Source organism: Gordonia spumicola, from assembly GCF_009932475.1.
GTDB lineage: Bacteria > Actinomycetota > Actinomycetes > Mycobacteriales > Mycobacteriaceae > Gordonia > Gordonia spumicola.
Genome location: NZ_BJOV01000002.1, coordinates 94,587 through 112,611 on the forward strand (window position 1 = coordinate 94,587; position 18,025 = coordinate 112,611).

Sequence of the window (18,025 nt, forward strand, 5' to 3'; positions counted from 1 at the left end):
TTCGGCACTCGCGGCCGCGCCTGGCGCGGCCGCGAGTGCCGAAGTTCCGAAGCGGCCGGACTCACCAGGTGAGCTCGCCCGAGCAGCGGTTCCCGCCGGCTTCGATCTGGACGGTGGCGTGTTCGAGACCGTGGGCGTCGAGGACCGCGCGGGCGGCGTCGAGGACCGCGGGCTGATCACCCGACGCGGTCAGGTGCACGGTCGCCACGTCCATGCCGGTGGTGACGGACCAGACGTGCAGGTCGTGGACGTCATCGACCCCGGGCAGCTCCGACAGCTCGGCGCGCAGAGCCGCGAGGTCCAGGTGGGCCGGGGCCTGTTGGTTGAGGATCTTGAGGGCGTCGCGGGCGAGCTTCACCGCCCGCGGCACCACCCAGAGGGCGATCAGGACGGCGACGATGAGGTCGGCGTATCCCCAGCCCGTCGTCAACGCGACGACGCCCGCGACCAGCACACCGACACTTCCGACGGCGTCGGCGAGCACTTCGAGGTAGGCGCCGCGGACCGCGATCGACCCCTCCGAGTCGGCGCGCAGCAGGAGCATGACGACGACGTTGGCGAGCAGACCGAGCGACGCGACGATGATCATCGGACCGCCGGGGACCTCGGGGGCCTCGCCGATGCGGCGGATCGCCTCGACGAGCACGAACACCCCTACCCCGATCAGCAGGACGGCGTTGACGACTGCGGTGAACACCTCGGCGCGGTACCAGCCGAAGCTGCGGCCGTCGGTGATCCGCCCGTGCCGGGCGAGCAAGAGCGCGGAGAGTCCCATGCAGAGGGCGACGACGTCGGTCAGCATGTGGCCCGCGTCCGCGACGAGCGCCAGCGATCCGAAGACCAGCCCGGCGACGAGTTCGACGACGAAGAAGCCGCCGATGATCACCACGGACACGACCATCGGCCACAGCCTGCGGTTCACCGCCCCCGACGCGAGGTCGGCCGCACTCGGTCCGTGACTGTGCCCTTCGTGCGAATGCTCATTGCCCATGACCTCAATATATGCGTGAAACTGCATATGTCAAGGGTGGCGTCAACGGTTCAGGTGCAGCTGCGCGATCGCCGACGACCGCTTCAAACCGGCCACCATCAGCATGTCGACGAGCAGGGACCGGAGTTCGACGAGGACCGCGGTCTCCGAGATGTCCTCGACGTTGTCGGCGATGGACGTGCGTGCCTTCCGCACGATCGAGCGGATCACCCTGGCGGCGTCCGCCTGGTCGGGCGACTCCCCCGGCTCGGCCATCATCATGGCGCGCAGGATCTCGAAACCTTCCGACAGCGAGTCGATGACCTCGACGATCGCGGGCTCGATCGTCACCCCTCGCTGGGTGACGCCGAGACAACGACGGGTGATGACACGGAAGTTGCGGACCGCGTTGTCGATCGGGTCGGCGGTCGCCGCGATGCGTTTGAGCCTGCCGCGCGACGACCAGTAGAGCGGCGACAGGCGTCCGACCTCGCGGCCCGCGGCCACGTCGTTGCGCAGGGCCTCGATCGACGACTGGGTGCCCCTGGCCGACGCCAGGACCCGGTAGATCGCGTCCTCGTCGCCGGTCCGCAGTCCGACCGCGAGGTCGGCGGACAGGTTGCGCAGGGTCTCCAGGATCGCCGCCGCGTCACGTCGCGCGCGTCGAGCGGGATTCACCGGGACCACCGCGACGACGAGGATGCCGATCCCGCCGCCGATCAGCGCGTCGACGGCGCGGTCGAGGCTGCCCGGTCCCGGCGGGATCAGCGTCGCGATGAGAACGGCGGACGACGCCGCCTGGATCGGGATCATCACACCGCCGTCGAGGAACACGGCGACCGACATCGCGACGGCGACGACCACCACGATCTGCCAGGCGCCCGACCCGATCCACGAGATCAGCAGGTCGCCGACGAAGATGCCGATGAGCACTCCGCCGATGAGCTCCACCGAACGCCGCCACCGCTTGGCGAGCGAGAGCCCGAGCGAGACGACCGCTGCGATCGGCGCGAAGAACGGTCGCGAGTGCTGCAGCACCTCGTCGGCGAGCCACCACGCGAGGCCCGCGGCGATGGCGCACTGCGTGATCGGCACGAGCGACAGCCACAACCGGCGGAGGCGGATGAACAGCCACCGGGGGATGCGCCTCCCGATCCGGCCGCGCAACGTCTGCAACGCCTGGTCACCGGCGTGATGGGCGTCGCGGATCGACTGCGGGGTGTTGGTCAGCGGGGCCTCCGGTCAGTCGAGACCGAGTTCGGCGATGGCGCGGGGATCGCTGTCGTTGAGCAGGTCCAGGCAGCGGAGGTGCTCGTCTTCCTCGCCGATCGCCTCGGCCGCACGTGCGAGCGCGCCGACGCACCGCAGGAAGCCCTGGTTCTGCTCGTGGCTCCACGGAACCGGCCCGAAGCCCTTCCACCCGTGGCGACGCAGCTGGTCGAGTCCGCGGTGGTAGCCGGTGCGCGCGTAGGCGTATCCGGCGATGATTCGTGCCGTATCGGGTTCGGCTCCCGTCGTCGCACCGTCGAGCGCGGCTTCGGCGAGGTAGGCCCACGCGATCGACGCGGTGGGGTGTTCGGCGGCGACCGACGCCGGGTCGGCACCGTTGAGCAGGTCTGATTCGGCCTCGTCGTCTCCGGTGAGGAGAGTGGGCTGCGGTCCGAGAAGGTCTCCGAATGACGTCACGCCTCCATTGAATCATTCAACCGAAGCCTCCGAAGGGGACGTTGACCGAGTAGTTCGATAGTCTCGACACCGCGCGTACTGCGCGTTGCACCGTTTACACCTCATGGGATTGAGCCATATGCCTGACTCCGACAACGACAAGTCGCTGACCGACCAGACCGCGGACGACGCCGCCGCGTCGACCCCAACGCCGGTCGTGAAGCTGGGCGACGCCCCGGAGCCGAAGGGCGGAGACGCCGATTCGCCGACCAAGGCGTTCGCGGTTCCGGCCGAGGCCGCGACGTCCGATGCGGGAACGGAGGCCGAGGAGTCGGACGCCGAGTCGCAGACCCCGGAAGCGAACGACTCGACCACCGGTTCGGTCGAGTCGAGCGCCGACGTGACCGACACCGTTCAGATCTCGAAGTCGGACGTCGCCGAGGCAGCCGCCGCCGTCGACGACGACGCGGACAAGACGACTCAGTTCGCGGTGCCGCCGAAGGCCGCACCCGCGCAGCCGACCGCGCCCGCCGCCGCACCCCAGCAGGCCGCACCGGCGCAGCAGCCCGCACCGCAGGTGATCCCGCCCGCCGCCGCGGCGCCCGCCGAGAAGAAGGGCAAGGGCAAGCTGATCGGCATCGTCGTCGCCGCGCTCGTCGTCATCGCGGCGATCGCCGTCGGCATCTGGTACATGACGATCGGCACGTCGCCGGAGACCAAGGTCGCCGACGCCGCCAAGGACTACCAGCAGGCGATGAACGACGGCGACCTCGTCAAGCTGCGCGACATCACGTGCGGCGACGAGAACACCACGTACACGTCGATGGACGAGGCCGAGTTCAAGAAGGCCTACGCGGCGCAGAAGGCCAATAACGAGCTGATGCAGTTCGACGACGTGAACGCCGTCTCGATCAACGGCGACACCGCCAAGGTCGGCGTCGACATGTACCCGTCGGGCGACCCGTCGAAGAAGGCCCCCGTGCAGATCACCCTGCACAAGGTCGGCGACGATTGGAAGGTCTGCAAAGACCTGAAGTGACCCCGAGACGAAAGGGGCGCCCGGATCACTCCGGGCGCCCCTTCTCGTGTGCGGTGTCGGTCAGCGACCGATGGTCTTGCCCGCCGAACCGAGGTCGTTGCACGCTTCGACGACACGCTCGGCCATCGAGGTCTCGGCCTTCTTCAGGTAGCTGCGCGGATCGTAGACCTTCTTGTTGCCGACTTCGCCGTCGACCTTCAGGACTCCGTCGTAGTTGGCGAACATGTGTGCCGCGACGGGACGCGTGAAGGCGTACTGGGTGTCGGTGTCGACGTTCATCTTGATGACGCCGTAGCTGACGGCCTCTTCGATCTCGCTCTTGAGCGAGCCGGAGCCGCCGTGGAAGACGAAGTCGAACGGCTTGGCGTCGGCGTCGAGGCCGAGCTTGGCGATCGCGGCGTCCTGCCCCTCCTTGAGGACCGCCGGACGCAGCTTGACGCCACCCGGCTTGTACACGCCGTGCACGTTGCCGAAGGTCGCGGCCAGCAGGTACTGGCCGTTCTCGCCTGCGCCGAGCGCGTCGACGGTCTTCTCGAAGTCTTCGACCGAGGTGTACAGCTTGTCGTTGATCTCGTTCTCGACGCCGTCCTCTTCGCCGCCGACGACGCCGATCTCGACCTCGAGGATGATGTTGGCTTCCTTGGTCTTGGCGAGGAGGTCCTTGGCGATCTCGAGGTTCTCGTCGATCGGCACGGCCGAGCCGTCCCACATGTGCGACTGGAACAGCGGGTTCTGGCCGTTCGCGACGCGCTCGCGCGAGATCTCGATGAGCGGGCGGACGAAGCCGTCGAGCTTGTCCTTCGGGCAGTGGTCGGTGTGCAGCGCGATCGTCACGTCGTACTGCTCGGCGACGACGTGCGCGAACTCGGCGAGAGCGACCGCGCCGACGACCATGTCCTTCACGTTCAGGCCCGAACCGAACTCGGCGCCGCCGGTGGAGAACTGGATGATGCCGTCGCTGCCCGCGTCGGCGAAGCCCTTGATGGCTGCGTTGATCGTCTCCGACGAGGTGCAGTTGATGGCGGGGAAGGCGTAGCCCTCCGACTTCGCCTTCGCCAGCATCTCGGCGTACTTGGCGGGTGTTGCGATGGGCATGCTGATTATTCCTGTCGAGCCGGTGGATGTTTTCCACGCGTGAAATAGGGATCGGTCACCAGTCTGCCAGGTCGGGTCGCGACCCGACTCGCTCCCCACCGATCTCCTATAAGGGTTCTGGAAGGTTTCACCGGTATCGTGAGGGCCTGTGATCGACACTTTGCTTGCCGAGTCAACCTCGCACGTGGCTTTGATGCCCGGATTCATGGACCCGTTCAACCTCATCGGCTACTTCGGCGCCGCCGCATTCTGGGGTCTGCTGCTGGTTGTCCTCATCGAGTCGGGTGTCCTGTTCCCCGTCCTGCCCGGCGACTCGCTGCTCTTCGTCGCGGGCCTCATCGCGGCAGGCAGTGCGACCGCCGAGAACGCCGACAAGGTCGCCAAATCCGGGCTCACCTTGTGGCCGCTGTTGATCGGCGTCCCCATCGCCGCGATCATCGGCGGTCAGATCGGCTACTGGATCGGCCGGTACGCGGGCACCGCCATGTTCAAGCCGGACGCCCGCTTCCTGAAGCAGAAGTACCTCGACGAGGCCCACGTGTTCTTCGAGAAGCGCGGCCCGATCGCCATCTTCCTGGCACGTTTCGTCCCGATCGTGCGCACCCTCGCGCCGATCGTCGCGGGCGCCGCCAGGATGAAGTTCAGCGTCTTCACCATCTACAACGTCGTCGGCGCGATCGTCTGGGGCGCGGGCATCACGCTCCTCGGCTACTGGCTCGGCCAGTTCGAGATCGTCCAGAAGCTGATCGAGCCGATCTTCATCCTGATCGTCTTGGTCTCGGTGCTGCCGATGGTCTTCGAATGGCTGCGTCGCAGGCGCAACGGCTCGTCGGACGACGCCGCGGCCGCCTGACCTGCAGCCACGGCAACTTCTCCGCTACATTCGCTCCCCTCGGCGCATCCCCTCCCCTTCGCGGGTGAGCGGCGTCACCGAGGGGAGCGAATCGCATCCATAACGTTCACAGGCGATTCCCACCTGCCGTGGATGCGAATCCCAACGTCAGAGGCCATCGTTGGGGCATGAGAAACCACCGCAGGATCACCCCGACCGACATCCCACTGATCGTGCTCGACGACGAGACCGTCGAGTACGCCCGAACGCTCGCGGCCGCGGGCACCCCGATGGCCGTCGTGAGCGATCGGTACACACCGGTGCTTCCGTTCATGATCGGCAACAACGGCTACACCGTCGCACTCGTCGCCGACGTCGACGATCCGATCCAACTCGCCGAGGTCCTCGGACGCGTCGAGTCGCGGATCGGACCGGTCACGCGGACCGTCCGAGGGCATCACACGCAGCCGGCCGCCTGACGGCGTGGTCCGCTCACGTCACCAACGGTTCGCTGGGGTGTCACCACAGGTCGAATCCGGCGTTGACGGTGGGAGCGGATGCGGTGACGGTCTCGGTGGCGTACGGGGCCAGGGTGTGCCGGGGTGCGTTGATCCACTGGCCGCCGCCCGCCGGGGCGCGAGAACCTCAGACGATCGAGCCGATGTCGTTGGCGACGATGTCGTCGAGCGCCCGTTCGGCGATCGCCGCGATCGTCATCGACGGATTGCACGCGGCCGCGGTACCCGGGACGAGCGCCCCGTCGACCACGTAGAGGCCCTTCTGACCGCGGACCCGCCCCGACAGGTCGCATACCGCGCCCATCGCCGCCCCGCCGAGCGGATGCCAGGTGGTGTCGACGAACCGGTTCGAATCGGTGAGGACGGACCCCGGCCCGGCGATCTTGAGCGCGGTCGGATGGATGTGACGCCACTGGATGCGGGTGTCGCCGCTCGCCGGCCACACGAGCCGTGCATCACCGGTCGACGCGTCGTACCTGAATCGTCCGCGTGACTCGCTGACGCCGTACCCGACCATCATCGTGCTGTGCACGTCCACGCCGAACGGCGGGATTGACGCCTGGATCACGGTGTGTGCGGTGGACGGCGAGTCCCAGTTGAGGCTGCCGAAGACGACCGGTCCGCCCTGTTTGATCCCGAAGTCGAGCCCCGGGTTGCTCCACACGTAGATGCGGTCGGCGTTGGTCCCCCACCCGCTGCCGATGGCGTCGGGCAGGTCACGCGCCGAGTGAGCCCGCGCCCGCATCAGCAGACGTGTGGTGTGCACACTGCCCGCTGCCATGAACAGCGAGGGCGTGACGAGCTTCTTCCGCGCGATCGTCGTGCCATGGACGTCGGTCTGCGCCACGTCGAGCGCCCACCGACCGTCCCGGCGGCGTTCGACGTCGAGCACTTCGTGAAGAGTCGCGACGGTGAGCAGCCCGTTGGCCCGCGCCTGTCGGATGTACGTGGTGTCGACGCTGTGCTTGCCGCCGTTGTTGACGCCGAGCGCCCCCGAGCCGTCGGTGTACGACGCCGTCATCTTCCCGTCGATCTCGGCCTGAGCGTACCGCCAGTCGATGGGCATCGGGATCTTGGAGACCGGCAGGCCAGCCCGTCGCGCGTGGTCAGCGAAGATGCGCGCCGCGCGGTACTCCGGCCGTCGGACCAACGAGTCGGGTGCGGTGGCGAGTCCGAGCATCCGCGCCACCCGCGGGTAGTACACGCGGTCCAGCAGGCCCCAGTCGAGCGACTCGGGCAGATGCTCGTTGAAGACGTCACGCGTGGGCTGCAGGGACATGCCCTGGTAGATGAGGCTTCCACCGCCAAGACCCGCCGCCGTCACCGCGGTCATCCCGTCGCCGACGACGGCGTCGATGAGACCCGCGTAGGGCTCGAAGACGGCCGGCTCACCGAAGAGCTGAGGGTCGCTGCGATGCCACAGCACGCGTTTGTCTGGGGCCGCCGGGTTCGGGAAAGTGGTCGCGTTCGGTCCCGTCTTCCATTCACGTCCGCGTTCGAGCAGAAGTACGGGCACTCCGGCTCGAGTCAGGCGCAGCGCGGTGATCGCTCCGCCGAATCCGGAGCCGACGACGATCACTCGATGCTCGGATGACGCCGTCGTGACGCGGGCCGGCGCGGCCGTGGCCGATGCGGCGGCCGCGAGGCCGGCTGTTCCGGCTGCGAGGGCCGCGGCCCCGGCGAGGAACCCGCGGCGGCTGACGGCGTCGGACGGGGTGACAGACATGGATGCGCCTTTCATTCTTCGGTCAGGTGACTTAACAGGTGAACCGGCAGCCTCGGCGGGATGCGGGTGAGGGATCATGGATGCGTGAGTGTCGATCGCAACAGCAGGGCCGATGAGACCCGCGCTCGACTCTTGAGCGCGGCCGAACGACTGTTCGCCGAACGAGGGCTGTCGGCGGTGTCGAACCGCCAGATCAGCGAGGCGGCGGGCCAGGGGAACAACTTCGCGGTCGGCTACCACTTCGGCACCCGGTCCGACCTGCTGCTGGCGCTTCTCAAGGCGCATCAAGAGCCGATCGACGCCATCCGCGCACGCATGGTCTCCGAGGTCGGCTACGTGTCCGAGCTCAGGGACTGGCTCCGATGCCTGGTCCAACCCCAGCTGGAGCACATCGGGACCAGCCCCGGCCCGACGTACTACGGCCAGTTCTGGCAGCAGTTCCTCAACGATCCGGGCTCGGTCGAACTCGTCTACCGCGAGGCCTTCGAGTCGGGCCCGTTGACGACGATCCTCACCGAGATGTATCGCCGACTCCCGACGCTCCCCGAGGAGACCGTCCGCGTCCGCAATCTGATGTCGCAGAACACCCTGATCTCGACCTTCGCCGACTTCGAACGCAGCAGGAACGAACTCGGCGCCCTCGACACGACGTCATGGTCAGGGTTCTCCGACTCGATGGTCGACGGACTCGTCGGACTCTGGCTGGCACCGGTCACCACCGACTGACCGGTCGCGCCCTCTTCCGCGACCACCTCCGTTTCCTTTGTTCGCCTCGCGGCATCACGCTCGTCAATAATCAGTCACACGACTTAAAAATGGAAGACGCCGATCGCAATGTGATGCAGGACACTACTTGCCGGCAATTCCTGGCCCGTCACCTTCGCATGGCACATACTCACTTCTCGACAGTCCAGTTCGTGCCGACGATGCGGCATCACGCACCCCGCATCCCTTCGCACTCCAGGACGGTTCCATGTCTGCTCCACGTTTCCTCACGGTCGTCGTCGCCGCATTGTCGGCCGCGGCGCTGCTCGTCGCTGCTCCGGCGACGGCCGCTCCCCCACAAGCCGCCGACCCCGCACACTGCGGGCCCGGCTCGGCCCCGACCTCCGGCCTGCAGGGCGAGGTGACGGCCGCCGAACGCGCGTCCGGCCGGTCGAAACGCGGTTTCACGTGCAACGTCGTGCCTGTCTCGGCGTACGCGGGACACGGCGGCGGGATCGTCGCGGCCGCGTACGGCACATGCGGATACACCGGCACGGTGTTCCCCGGCTCCGCCGTCGGCCGGAACGGCGGGGTCCAGGTGATCGACGCGGCCACCCCGAGCCGACTGCGCACCACCGCAACCCTGGACGCGCCCGCCCTTCAGGCGGGCACCTGGGAGACGCTCAAAGTGAACGCCCGACGACGACTACTCGTCGGGACCGGGGTCCCGTTCCTGTTCGGGGCCGGTCTGATGGCGGTGTACGACGTCTCCGACTGCGCGCATCCCCGTCTCCTCAACACGACGGCGGGCACGCCTGCCGCCCCGCTCCCGATCACCTCGCACGAAGGCGGGTTCTCCCCCGACGGGCGCACCTACTGGACATCCGGCATGGGCCCCGGCCTGCTCAGCGCCGTCGACCTGTCCGATCCGGCGCGGCCCCGCGTGATCTGGCAGGGCCTCACCGGCCTCGAAGCACACGGGTTCGGCATCAGCGCCGACGGGTCCACGCTGTACCTGTCCCACAACTTCGGCGGCATCAGCGTCTACGACATCAGCCAGGTGACGGCCCGCCGCACCGATCCACAGGTGCCGCTGCTGTCGAACCTGTCCTGGGACGACGCGGGCTGGGCCACCCAGCACTCGGTCCCGGTCGCCTACGGCGAACGGACGGTCCTGTACACGCCGACCGAAGGTGGATCCGGAGGCGTCAAGGTGATCGACGCGACGGACCCGCGCCGCCCTCGACTCATCAACACGATCAAGCTCGCCGTCAACCTGCCGGAGAACCAGGACCGGGCGGTCGCGTCGAGTTCGGGCGGCGGAGTCTTCGCGTACGAGTCGCACTACTGCTCCGCGGACCGCCCGGTGAATCCGACGGCCTTGGCGTGCGGATGGACGTCGTCGGGCGTACGCGTCTTCGACATCCGAGATCCTAGGCGGGTCAAGGAGATCGCCTACTACGTTCCGCCGTCGAAGCCGGCGAGCCCGTTGACCGCATGGAACTCCCCGCACGTGATGAGCGCCGTAGTCGGCGTCCCGGTACTGAGCGCACCGTCGATCCTGGACGCGTTGCGGCGCGGCGAGTTCGATCCGGCGCAGGCGCGCAGCAACCGCACCTCGATGGTGCTCAGCGACCTGTCGACGGACATGTGCTTCTCCCCTCCGGAGTGGCGCGGCAACCGCCTGTACGTCACCTGTTCGGATAACGGCTTCCAGGTGATCGAGCTGACCAACGACGTGTACCGAGCACCCGCCGATCAGCGGACGACGGTGGGATCATGACCGCCCGCACGGTCGTGACCGGGGCGGCGGCCACCATGCTGGCCGCCCTGGTGTTCGTGCTCGGCATCGCACTCCGGCCCGCGCTGGTGAGCGAGTCTCCGGCCGCGCCGTCCCTGTCGGCCGTCGAGATCGGCTACCTGCAGGACATGATCGCGCACCACCAGCAGGCCGTCACGATGGCGCAGTCCATCGACCGTGACGGGATGTCCGTCCCGATCCGCGGCCTGTCCAGGCAGATGGTGCAGGAGCAGTCGGGCGAGATCGGCACGATGATCGGCTTCCTGCAGATGGCCGACCAGCAGATCCAGTCGTCGTCGTCGATGGCGTGGATGCACGGACGCGGCCACGACCACTCCTCGAACGACGATCACGGCATGCCCGGTTCCGCCACGTCGGACGAGGTCGCCTCCCTCGGCTCACTCGGCGGAACAGCCGCGGAGAATCAGTTCCTACGTCTCATGCAACGTCACCACTACGGCGGCATCGCGATGACACAAGACCTTCTCGCCTACGGTCCGTCCGACGGCCCGGTGGTGCGACTGGCTCGGACGATCCTCGCCGTGCAGACACGTGAGACCGGGCTGATCGGCTCAATGCTGGTGGTCCGCGGCGTGACGGACTGATCGAGGCGATGACTGCGCGGTCCGCTCACATGGCAGCGGATGGTCACCACTGGGTGAAGTGGGCGTTGACCGACGGGTATCCGGTGGCGATGTGGGCGTCGATGAAGTGGTGTGCGTAGCCCGCGCCGTTGATGCCGGACATCGCGGTGTTCACATCACCTGCGGTGTCTTGGACCTCGTAGGTGGCGGTGGGTCCGGTCAGGCCGAGGCGGTAGTCGACGAAGTCGGTTTCGGATCGGCTGGTCGGTGCGGTGGAGACGACGGTCTCGCTGGTGTGGGGCGCCAGGACGATGCGGGGTGCGGTGATCCACTGGCCGCTGCCTGCGGTGGCACCTGCGAAGTACTCGTTCTGGTCGGTGTTGTTGGTGATCGTCATGGCGACGGTCGGTTCGCCGGGGTGGGTGATGGGCATGGTGCCCGCGTGAGCCGCGCCGGCTCCGACGGCCGCCGCTGCGGTGATGCCCGCGGCGACGGCGACGGCTGCGCCCGCGGCGGCGAGGCGGTTGTGGGAGAGGCGGCGTCCGGCGGTGGTGCTGTTCATGGTGGTTCCTCGTCTCTGGCGTGTGGCCGGTGGTGTGTCGTTGTCTGACACCCATGACTCTGCCCGCCGGAGAGGTCGGTGAACGTCCCCACGACGGGGGATGCACCGGTGGAAACACAGGTCCACCGATCGGGGGAAGACGTCCGGTCGACGGCGCGCCGCGCGGCACTCCGCCCGTCGGACCAGCGACTCGGGCACGCGCGGTCAAGGGGTGAATCGGTGTCGCGTGGTGACACCGATTCACCCCTTGAGCCTCAAATCATCGTCCCGGGAATCGAATCACCTAGGCTCGTGGACGACCGCACCGAACGAGGATGGAGACCGCAGTGAGCGATTGGAACACCCAGATCATCGACGAGTTTCGCGCCAACGAGGGCCGCGTCGGCGGGCCCTTCGAGGGCGCCCCGATGCTGCTGGTGCATCATGTGGGACGCAAGTCGGGCAAGCAGACGGTCTCCCCCATGATGTATCTGCAGTCCGACGACGACCCCGCCACGATCTACGTCTTCGCCTCCAAGGCCGGCGCGCCGACGCACCCGGCCTGGTACTTCAACCTCGTCGCCGCGGGCCGGGCCACCGTCGAGCGCGGCACGCAGACCTACGACGTCACCGTCGCCGAACTGACAGGTGACGACCGCGACCGCGTGTACGCCGAACAGGCCTCCCGCTACCCGGGCTTCGCCGAGTACGCCGAGAAGACCGCGGGCGTCCGCGTGATCCCCGTGCTCGCACTCACCCGAGTCTGAATCGACCTACCAGGCCTGATCGAGGTCGGCGTGGCGGGCGATCCACGAGTGCATGACGATCCCCGCGGCGACACCCGCGTTGATGCTGCGCGTGGACCCGAACTGGGCGATGGACACGGTGAGGTCGGCGCGGGACTGCGCGTCGTCGCTGACGCCTGGACCTTCCTGTCCGAACAGCAGGACGCACCTGCGCGGAAGGTCGGTGCGCTCCACCGGCACCGAGCCGGGGGTGTTGTCGACGGCGACGACAGTCAGACCGTTGTCCCGCGCCCACGCGATGAGCTCGTCGACCGTGTCGTGGTGGCGCAGATGCTGGTAGCGGTCGGTGACCATCGCTCCGCGACGGTTCCAGCGGCGGCGGCCGACGATGTGCACCTCGGCGGCCAGGAACGCGTTGGCCGTCCGCACCACGGTGCCGATGTTGGCGTCGTGCGCCCAGTTCTCGATGGCTACGTGGAAGTCATGGCGGCGCGTGTCGAGGTCGGCGACGATGGCCTCACGCCGCCAGTACCGGTAGTCGTCGACCACGTTGCGCCGGTCCCCGTCCGCGACCAGCTCCGGGTCGAGCCGCGGATCGTCGGGAGACTGACCCGGACGTTCGACGGCCCACGGGCCCACTCCGACGGCGGGCCCCACACCGGTGACCCACTCGGTGGGTCCGGTCGTCTCGACTGCGCTCGACGGGCCGGAGGACTGGCTCAACGGGCCGGAGGACTCGCTCGACGAGCCCGGAACGTCAGGCAAGGCCGAGGTCGGCCAGCCCCAGCAGCGAGCGGTACGGCACGCCGAGCGCGCCGATCACCTCGTCGGCTCCGGTGGCCCGGTCGACGACGGTGGCGACACCGACGACCTCGGCACCGATCTCACGCGCGGCCTCCACGGCCTGCGACGGAGACGCACCGGTTGTCGACGTGTCCTCGACGACGAGCACCTTCTTGCCGACGATGTCCGGGCCCTCGATGCGGCGCTGCATGCCGTGCGCCTTGGCGGCCTTGCGGACCACGAACGTGTCGATCGGGCGACCGTCCGCGTGCATGATCGACGTCGCCACGGGATCGGCGCCGAGGGTGAGGCCGCCGACCGACACGTAGTCCCAGTCGGCGGTCAGCTCGCGCATGAGCTTGCCGATGAGGCGGCTCGCCTCGTGGTGGAGGGTCGCGCGGCGCAGGTCGACGTAGTAGTCGGCCTCCTTGCCCGACGAGAGGGTCACCCTGCCGTGGACGACGGCGAGTTCGGTGACGAGTTCGGCGAGGCGCGCGCGATCGGCGTCCGACATGATGCTCCTGTTCTAGGTGACGCCGGTCAGCGGTGACGCGGGTCGTTCAGCGGCGGCAGCGTCGGGGGTGCGACACGCTCGCGACGCTGCTCCGGGATGGCTGTGGTCGGCTCGGCGCGGCGCGGCGCGGCGCGGCGGATCGGCTCCACACGCGACGGCTCGTCCGCCACCGGCTGGGGCCGGGCCGCGGGACGCGACGGGTTGCGCGGTCCGCCGAGCGGTGCGCTCGCGGCATCGGCCGCGGCGGCCTCGATGCGGCGACGACGTTCCTTGTCGCGCATCGACTCCGTCTTCTCATCGGCGAGTTCCTCGCGGGCCGGACCGTGCGGGTCGCGCGGATCGGGCGCGTCCTGCGGGTCGATCGCGGGCGGCAGCACGCGCAGCAGGTCGGCGAAGCGGCGGACCGTGTCGAGTGCCACGTCCAGACGCGAGTCGTCTGCGGTCACCGGCATCGAACCGAGAACCCAGTTGCCCTCGTTCCAGAGGACCTCGATGTAGGCGGGAGCCTCGGTCGCGAGCGTCACCATGCGGCGGTCGCAGATGCGGCGCGCCGCGTCCAGGTTCGACGCGAACATGACGCGGGAACCCATGGCGCCGAGCAGATCGACGTCGTCCTCGGCGGGCGCGAGGACGTCCTCGTACCGCAGGTCGACGGTGACCGACGATGCGGCCGGGCGCCGGACCGCGATGACGGTGGCCGTCTCCTCGAGGTCGAACACGACGGCCTCCGCACCCTCGTACACGCCGTACGCGACGTCGCGCACGAGAACGTGCTCGGGGGCGTCCATCGCGGCACGCTGGAAGACGGTGCGCAGCTTGGAGTCGCTGTCGCGGAACTTGAAGGAGTGCGTCTGCCCCCACACGGCCCGCTGGTGGTGCACCTGCTCGGACCGGTTCCGGTCGAGCCACAGCAGTACCGCCGCACCGGCCAGTGCGAGCGCCGCAATCACGAAATAGACAATGGTCATCGCAGATAGCCTACTATCGAACGCCCCGCGAGCCATGACGACGCGGTCGTCAAGAAGGGAAACCCCATGACCGAACGACGCGACGATGCCGTCAGGCGGCTCGTCGACAGCGTCGACGCCTCCGCTATCGACGCGCTGACCTGCGCATTGATCGCCGAGCCGAGCGTCAACCCGGGTGGAACAGAGGCGTCGGCCGTCGCGGTGCTCGCCGACGCCTGTCGGGCCGCCGGATTCGACGTCGATGTCGACGACGCCGCTCCGGGGCGCCCGAACCTCGTCGCGACCGCGCACGTCGGCGGCGACGGACCGGGCCTCATGCTGCTCGGTCATTCGGACGTGGTGCCCGCCGGACCGGGGTGGACGGGCGACCCGTTCGTCCCCCGCCGTGACGGCGACCTGATCATCGGGCGGGGCGCGTCCGACATGAAGGGCGGCATCGCCTCGGCGGTCGCCGCGATGACCGCGTTGACCCGCGCCGCCGAGTTCGGCCTCGAATTGTCCGGTCCGGTCCGGCTGGTCGTGACCGTCGACGAGGAGGAGCACGGCTCGGGTGTGCGGCGTCTCGTGGCGTCCGGCAGGCGCGACCCCTACGTCGGCTGCATCGTCGCCGAGCCGACTCGCATGGACGTGGTGCGCGGGTGCCGCGGCGCGTCGTACTTCGACATCGAGATCACCGGACGGGCCGCCCACTCGGGCAGGCCGACCGACGGGGTGAGCGCCATCGACGCCGCGGCCCGCGTGATCGACGTGATCCGCGCCGATCAGGCCCGTCTGGCCGCCGACCCCGATCCGCTTCTCGGCTTCGGAACATGGAACGTCGGCACCATCGAGGGCGGCCAGGGCATCTCCGTCGTCGCGCCCTCGTGCTCACTCGGCGTCGACCGCCGTCTCATGCCCGGCGAGGACGTCGAGCAGATCGGCCGCGACCTGTCCGACGCGATCCGCGCGGCGGGCGTCGAGTCGGACGGGGTGACGGTCACGGTGACGCCGACGATGTTCCTGCCCGGCTTCGCGACCGACGCCGACCATCCCATCGTCGCGGCGGCCGCCGACGCGGGCGGTGGGACGATCGGCGGCTGGACCGCGGCATGCGACGGCGGTTTCATCAGCACGGCCCTCGGCGTCCCGACCGTCGTCATGGGCCCGGGCGACATCAACACCCAGGCACACCAGCCCGACGAGTCGGTCGGGCTGTCCGAACTCGTCTCCGCGGCTCAGGCATACGTCCGGGCCGCCGTGACCCTGCTGTCCTGAGTCCCCGCGCGGCAGGCGACGTCACCGCGGTCAGCGGAGGAGGAAGAGCTCGCGGGAGGCGGGGGTCGGGCCGTCGCAGCGCAGGAGGACTCCCGCGCCGACTCCGAACACGCGACCGCGGCCGGTGCGGGTCAGGCGGCACGGCGACGCCTTGACCGTGACCGCGGGCAGCGGCTGCAGGGTGCCGCTGCCCGGAACCGGGGCTCCGACGAAGGTCAGCGGAGCCACCTGCGGAAATGACGTCGAATCGTCGACGACCGCCGGAATCGTGTACGACGACGTGGTGAGCAGCGACCCGCCGATGGGCGCCCAGTCGTCACCGTCCCGGTCGCCGTCGGCGCCCGTCGGCACGATCGACTGCGTGTGCCGCGCCGGGTTCGCGTAGACGACGGCTGCCCGGCCGTTCGGGTCGACACCGGTGATCGCCCAGTCGTCACCCGTTCGGGCCAACCCGGTCACCGTCCACCCGTCGGGCAGGTCGGGCGCCACCACGTCCGATGCCGTGAGGAACACGTTCTTGCGGTCGGTGTCGCCGCGGACGTCGATCGCGGCGACGCTGCCGACCGACGCCGTCACCCGGACATCGGCGCCTGCGACGCCGAAGTCGGCCCCGGTGTAGCTGCGGAACTCAGTCCCGCTGGCGTAGTCGTACGAGTCGATGCGGTCCGCGGCGCCCGCGCACACAACGGGGACGGCGATCGCGCCGTCGACGAAATCGAACCGGGCGGGCCGCGCGCATCCGGGGGCCTGCGGGCCGATGCGGACGCGGGTGGTGACCGAGCCGTCCGAGAGCGCCAGTTCCACGACGGCGGACGATCCGTCGTCGCCCCAGGTCAACACGGATCCTCCCGACTGGTCGAATCGTCCGAACTCGATCGGGGCGAGCGCATCGGTGGTCCAGTCGATCCGCCCGGAGTCGCCGTCGACACGGTAGGTCAGGACGGTCGCTGTCGGCAGGTCCCGGACCTGGACGATCACCGGCGACGACGTGTTCGTCTCGGACACCGTCGATCCCCACACGCCGAGCACGGGCCGCGCGAACTGCACCGTCCAGTTCTCGGCCCCGCCGACGAAACCCGTCACCGACGTGTCGCCGGCGAGCGCGAACCCGCCCGCGATCGGCGCGGGCGTCAACCGACCCCACGCGTCGCCGCGGACCGCGTGGTGCCAGTCGATGCGGATCTGGTCGCCGCGATAGCCCTCCGACACCCATCCCGCGCCGCGCTGCGACGCCTGCGACACCGTCGGCGACTCGCCGAGCGGCCAGGCGACGGCCGTCGCGATCACGCCGAGAGTCGTCACCGAGACCAGCACCCCGAAACCGAAACGGCGGCGCAGGCGATGCCGGCTGCGGCGCTCCAGACGTGCCCGCCGCGCCAGCAGGTTGACCGCGCCGAACACCACGCCCAACACGCAGACGAGCGCGACCACGCGGCCGATGTTGACGACGTCCGGCAACGACTGCCGGTCGGCCGCCGACATCCGTGCGGTGCGAGACGCGAACAGGATCGCCACCGAGGCGACGACACCGGCCGACGACGCGACGATGTCGAGCAGATCCACCCACCGTGTGCGACGCGTCCGCGCGACGATGTGCACCGCCATCGGCACCACGGCCGCCACCACCGCGCCCAGCAGCGGCCACCGCAGGTCGGAGCCGGGAGACGGTCCCGGCGCGTGGTGCCAGGTCGGCGACGCCATGATCGCCGCCGCACTCGCTGCGACCACGATGACCAGCATCGATCCGACCATGACACCGGTCCACACGGCACGGAACCGGCGCACCTCGCGGACCGTTGACCGATCCCGATCGTCCACCCTCATGGGACGAGCAAACACCGCCGAGCCGCGTAGATCACGTTATTCGGACGTTCGGACGACAGTCGTCGTGTCGCGGGTCAGACGACGTCGCGGACTCGGATCTCCACCGTCGCGCCCGAACCGCGCCTGATCTTCGATCCCCACACCGTGAGTCGACCCAGGATTCCGTACTTCGCGACGATCAGATCGGCGGCCCGCGACGAGTCGTCGATCACCTCGCCGACGCCCGCGACCTCGGGGCCGGACGTCTTCTTGCCTCGCGCGTCGCAGGTCTGCACGAGCACCCTGTTGTCGCGCCGCAGACGCTTGACCTTCCACGAGTCGCCGACGGTCCACATGACGAGGTCGTCGCCGTCGCGCGCCGCCCACAACGGCGTCGGGACGGCCGTCCCGTTCTTCCGGTACGTCGTCAGCATGACGTACGTCGATTCAGCGATCTCGCCCACGGTTGCACTCATGTGTG

The 18,025-nt window shown here is 69.1% G+C and carries 19 protein-coding genes; 8 read left to right on the forward strand and 11 right to left on the reverse strand.

Annotated features, from left to right (window positions below):
- Nucleotides 1-61: 61 nt before the first annotated feature.
- The 3 genes from GYB83_RS02420 to GYB83_RS02430 all read right to left on the reverse strand — a co-directional run bounded on the left by GYB83_RS02420 (nucleotide 62) and on the right by GYB83_RS02430 (nucleotide 2,656).
- The gene (locus GYB83_RS02420; RefSeq protein ID WP_161893983.1) at nucleotides 62-991 is read right to left on the reverse strand and encodes a cation diffusion facilitator family transporter; all 930 of its coding nucleotides are present in this window, start codon (nucleotides 989-991) and stop codon (nucleotides 62-64) included.
- Nucleotides 992-1,033: 42 nt separating this feature from the next.
- Nucleotides 1,034-2,146, reverse strand: coding sequence for an FUSC family protein (locus tag GYB83_RS02425; RefSeq protein WP_371864989.1), 1,113 nt, complete (start codon nucleotides 2,144-2,146; stop codon nucleotides 1,034-1,036).
- Nucleotides 2,147-2,212: 66 nt separating this feature from the next.
- Nucleotides 2,213-2,656, reverse strand: a complete 444-nt coding sequence (locus tag GYB83_RS02430; RefSeq protein ID WP_161893984.1) for a DUF3151 domain-containing protein — start codon at nucleotides 2,654-2,656, stop codon at nucleotides 2,213-2,215.
- Between the two features lie 118 nt (nucleotides 2,657-2,774).
- Between GYB83_RS02430 and GYB83_RS02435 the strand changes: the two genes are divergently transcribed.
- On the forward strand, nucleotides 2,775-3,674 hold the full coding sequence (locus GYB83_RS02435; protein ID WP_161893985.1) for an Rv0361 family membrane protein: 900 nt from the start codon (nucleotides 2,775-2,777) through the stop codon (nucleotides 3,672-3,674).
- 60 nt (nucleotides 3,675-3,734) lie between these two features.
- Here GYB83_RS02435 and fbaA read toward each other — a convergent pair whose 3' ends face one another.
- Nucleotides 3,735-4,769 carry a class II fructose-bisphosphate aldolase gene (fbaA, locus tag GYB83_RS02440; protein WP_161893986.1) on the reverse strand — a complete coding sequence of 345 codons (1,035 nt, stop codon included), beginning with the start codon at nucleotides 4,767-4,769 and terminating at the stop codon, nucleotides 3,735-3,737.
- Nucleotides 4,770-4,917: 148 nt separating this feature from the next.
- Between fbaA and GYB83_RS02445 the strand changes: the two genes are divergently transcribed.
- Together GYB83_RS02445 and GYB83_RS02450 are read left to right on the forward strand one after the other, a co-directional pair.
- On the forward strand, nucleotides 4,918-5,622 hold the full coding sequence (locus GYB83_RS02445) for a DedA family protein (protein ID WP_161893987.1): 705 nt from the start codon (nucleotides 4,918-4,920) through the stop codon (nucleotides 5,620-5,622).
- Between the two features lie 167 nt (nucleotides 5,623-5,789).
- Complete coding sequence (locus tag GYB83_RS02450) at nucleotides 5,790-6,080, forward strand: hypothetical protein (protein ID WP_161893988.1); 291 nt, start codon at nucleotides 5,790-5,792, stop codon at nucleotides 6,078-6,080.
- Between the two features lie 166 nt (nucleotides 6,081-6,246).
- On the opposite strand, the gene GYB83_RS02455 is transcribed toward GYB83_RS02450, so the two are convergent.
- Entirely contained in the window at nucleotides 6,247-7,845 is a 1,599-nt protein-coding gene (locus GYB83_RS02455; protein ID WP_161893989.1) for a GMC oxidoreductase, read from the reverse strand.
- A gap of 84 nt (nucleotides 7,846-7,929) precedes the next feature.
- On the opposite strand from GYB83_RS02455, the gene GYB83_RS02460 reads away from it, so the two are divergent.
- The 3 genes from GYB83_RS02460 (at nucleotide 7,930) to GYB83_RS02470 (ending at nucleotide 10,956) form a co-directional block, all read left to right on the forward strand.
- The gene (locus tag GYB83_RS02460) at nucleotides 7,930-8,571 is read left to right on the forward strand and encodes a TetR/AcrR family transcriptional regulator (protein ID WP_161893990.1); all 642 of its coding nucleotides are present in this window, start codon (nucleotides 7,930-7,932) and stop codon (nucleotides 8,569-8,571) included.
- A 247-nt stretch (nucleotides 8,572-8,818) separates the two neighbouring features.
- Nucleotides 8,819-10,333, forward strand: a complete 1,515-nt coding sequence (locus GYB83_RS02465) for an LVIVD repeat-containing protein (protein WP_161893991.1) — start codon at nucleotides 8,819-8,821, stop codon at nucleotides 10,331-10,333.
- Nucleotides 10,330-10,956, forward strand: a complete 627-nt coding sequence (locus tag GYB83_RS02470) for a DUF305 domain-containing protein (protein ID WP_161893992.1) — start codon at nucleotides 10,330-10,332, stop codon at nucleotides 10,954-10,956. Before GYB83_RS02465 ends, GYB83_RS02470 begins: the two co-directional genes overlap by 4 nt.
- 43 nt (nucleotides 10,957-10,999) lie before the next feature.
- Here the strand turns inward: GYB83_RS02470 and GYB83_RS02475 are convergent, their stop codons facing one another.
- Nucleotides 11,000-11,497, reverse strand: coding sequence for a hypothetical protein (locus tag GYB83_RS02475; protein ID WP_161893993.1), 498 nt, complete (start codon nucleotides 11,495-11,497; stop codon nucleotides 11,000-11,002).
- Nucleotides 11,498-11,811: 314 nt separating this feature from the next.
- Here GYB83_RS02475 and GYB83_RS02480 point away from each other — a divergent pair, with 314 nt between their 5' ends.
- Nucleotides 11,812-12,243, forward strand: a complete 432-nt coding sequence (locus GYB83_RS02480; RefSeq protein ID WP_161893994.1) for a nitroreductase/quinone reductase family protein — start codon at nucleotides 11,812-11,814, stop codon at nucleotides 12,241-12,243.
- A 6-nt stretch (nucleotides 12,244-12,249) separates the two neighbouring features.
- On the opposite strand, the gene GYB83_RS02485 is transcribed toward GYB83_RS02480, so the two are convergent.
- The 3 genes from GYB83_RS02485 to GYB83_RS02495 are packed head-to-tail and all read right to left on the reverse strand — an operon-like array spanning nucleotide 12,250 to nucleotide 14,487.
- Entirely contained in the window at nucleotides 12,250-12,945 is a 696-nt protein-coding gene (locus GYB83_RS02485; RefSeq protein WP_161894619.1) for a TrmH family RNA methyltransferase, read from the reverse strand.
- A gap of 34 nt (nucleotides 12,946-12,979) precedes the next feature.
- Nucleotides 12,980-13,519 (reverse strand): orotate phosphoribosyltransferase, encoded by a 540-nt coding sequence (pyrE, locus tag GYB83_RS02490; protein ID WP_161893995.1) that lies wholly within the window; start codon nucleotides 13,517-13,519, stop codon nucleotides 12,980-12,982.
- A gap of 26 nt (nucleotides 13,520-13,545) precedes the next feature.
- The gene (locus GYB83_RS02495; RefSeq protein ID WP_161893996.1) at nucleotides 13,546-14,487 is read right to left on the reverse strand and encodes a TtfA family protein; all 942 of its coding nucleotides are present in this window, start codon (nucleotides 14,485-14,487) and stop codon (nucleotides 13,546-13,548) included.
- A 66-nt stretch (nucleotides 14,488-14,553) separates the two neighbouring features.
- Here GYB83_RS02495 and GYB83_RS02500 point away from each other — a divergent pair, with 66 nt between their 5' ends.
- Nucleotides 14,554-15,741: a M20 family metallopeptidase gene (locus GYB83_RS02500; RefSeq protein ID WP_161893997.1), complete on the forward strand. Its 1,188-nt coding sequence runs from the start codon at nucleotides 14,554-14,556 to the stop codon at nucleotides 15,739-15,741.
- 30 nt (nucleotides 15,742-15,771) lie between these two features.
- Here GYB83_RS02500 and GYB83_RS02505 read toward each other — a convergent pair whose 3' ends face one another.
- Nucleotides 15,772-17,565: a hypothetical protein gene (locus tag GYB83_RS02505; RefSeq protein ID WP_161893998.1), complete on the reverse strand. Its 1,794-nt coding sequence runs from the start codon at nucleotides 17,563-17,565 to the stop codon at nucleotides 15,772-15,774.
- A gap of 74 nt (nucleotides 17,566-17,639) precedes the next feature.
- Nucleotides 17,640-18,020 carry a PPOX class F420-dependent oxidoreductase gene (locus GYB83_RS02510; protein ID WP_161893999.1) on the reverse strand — a complete coding sequence of 127 codons (381 nt, stop codon included), beginning with the start codon at nucleotides 18,018-18,020 and terminating at the stop codon, nucleotides 17,640-17,642.
- Nucleotides 18,021-18,025: the final 5 nt, after the last annotated feature.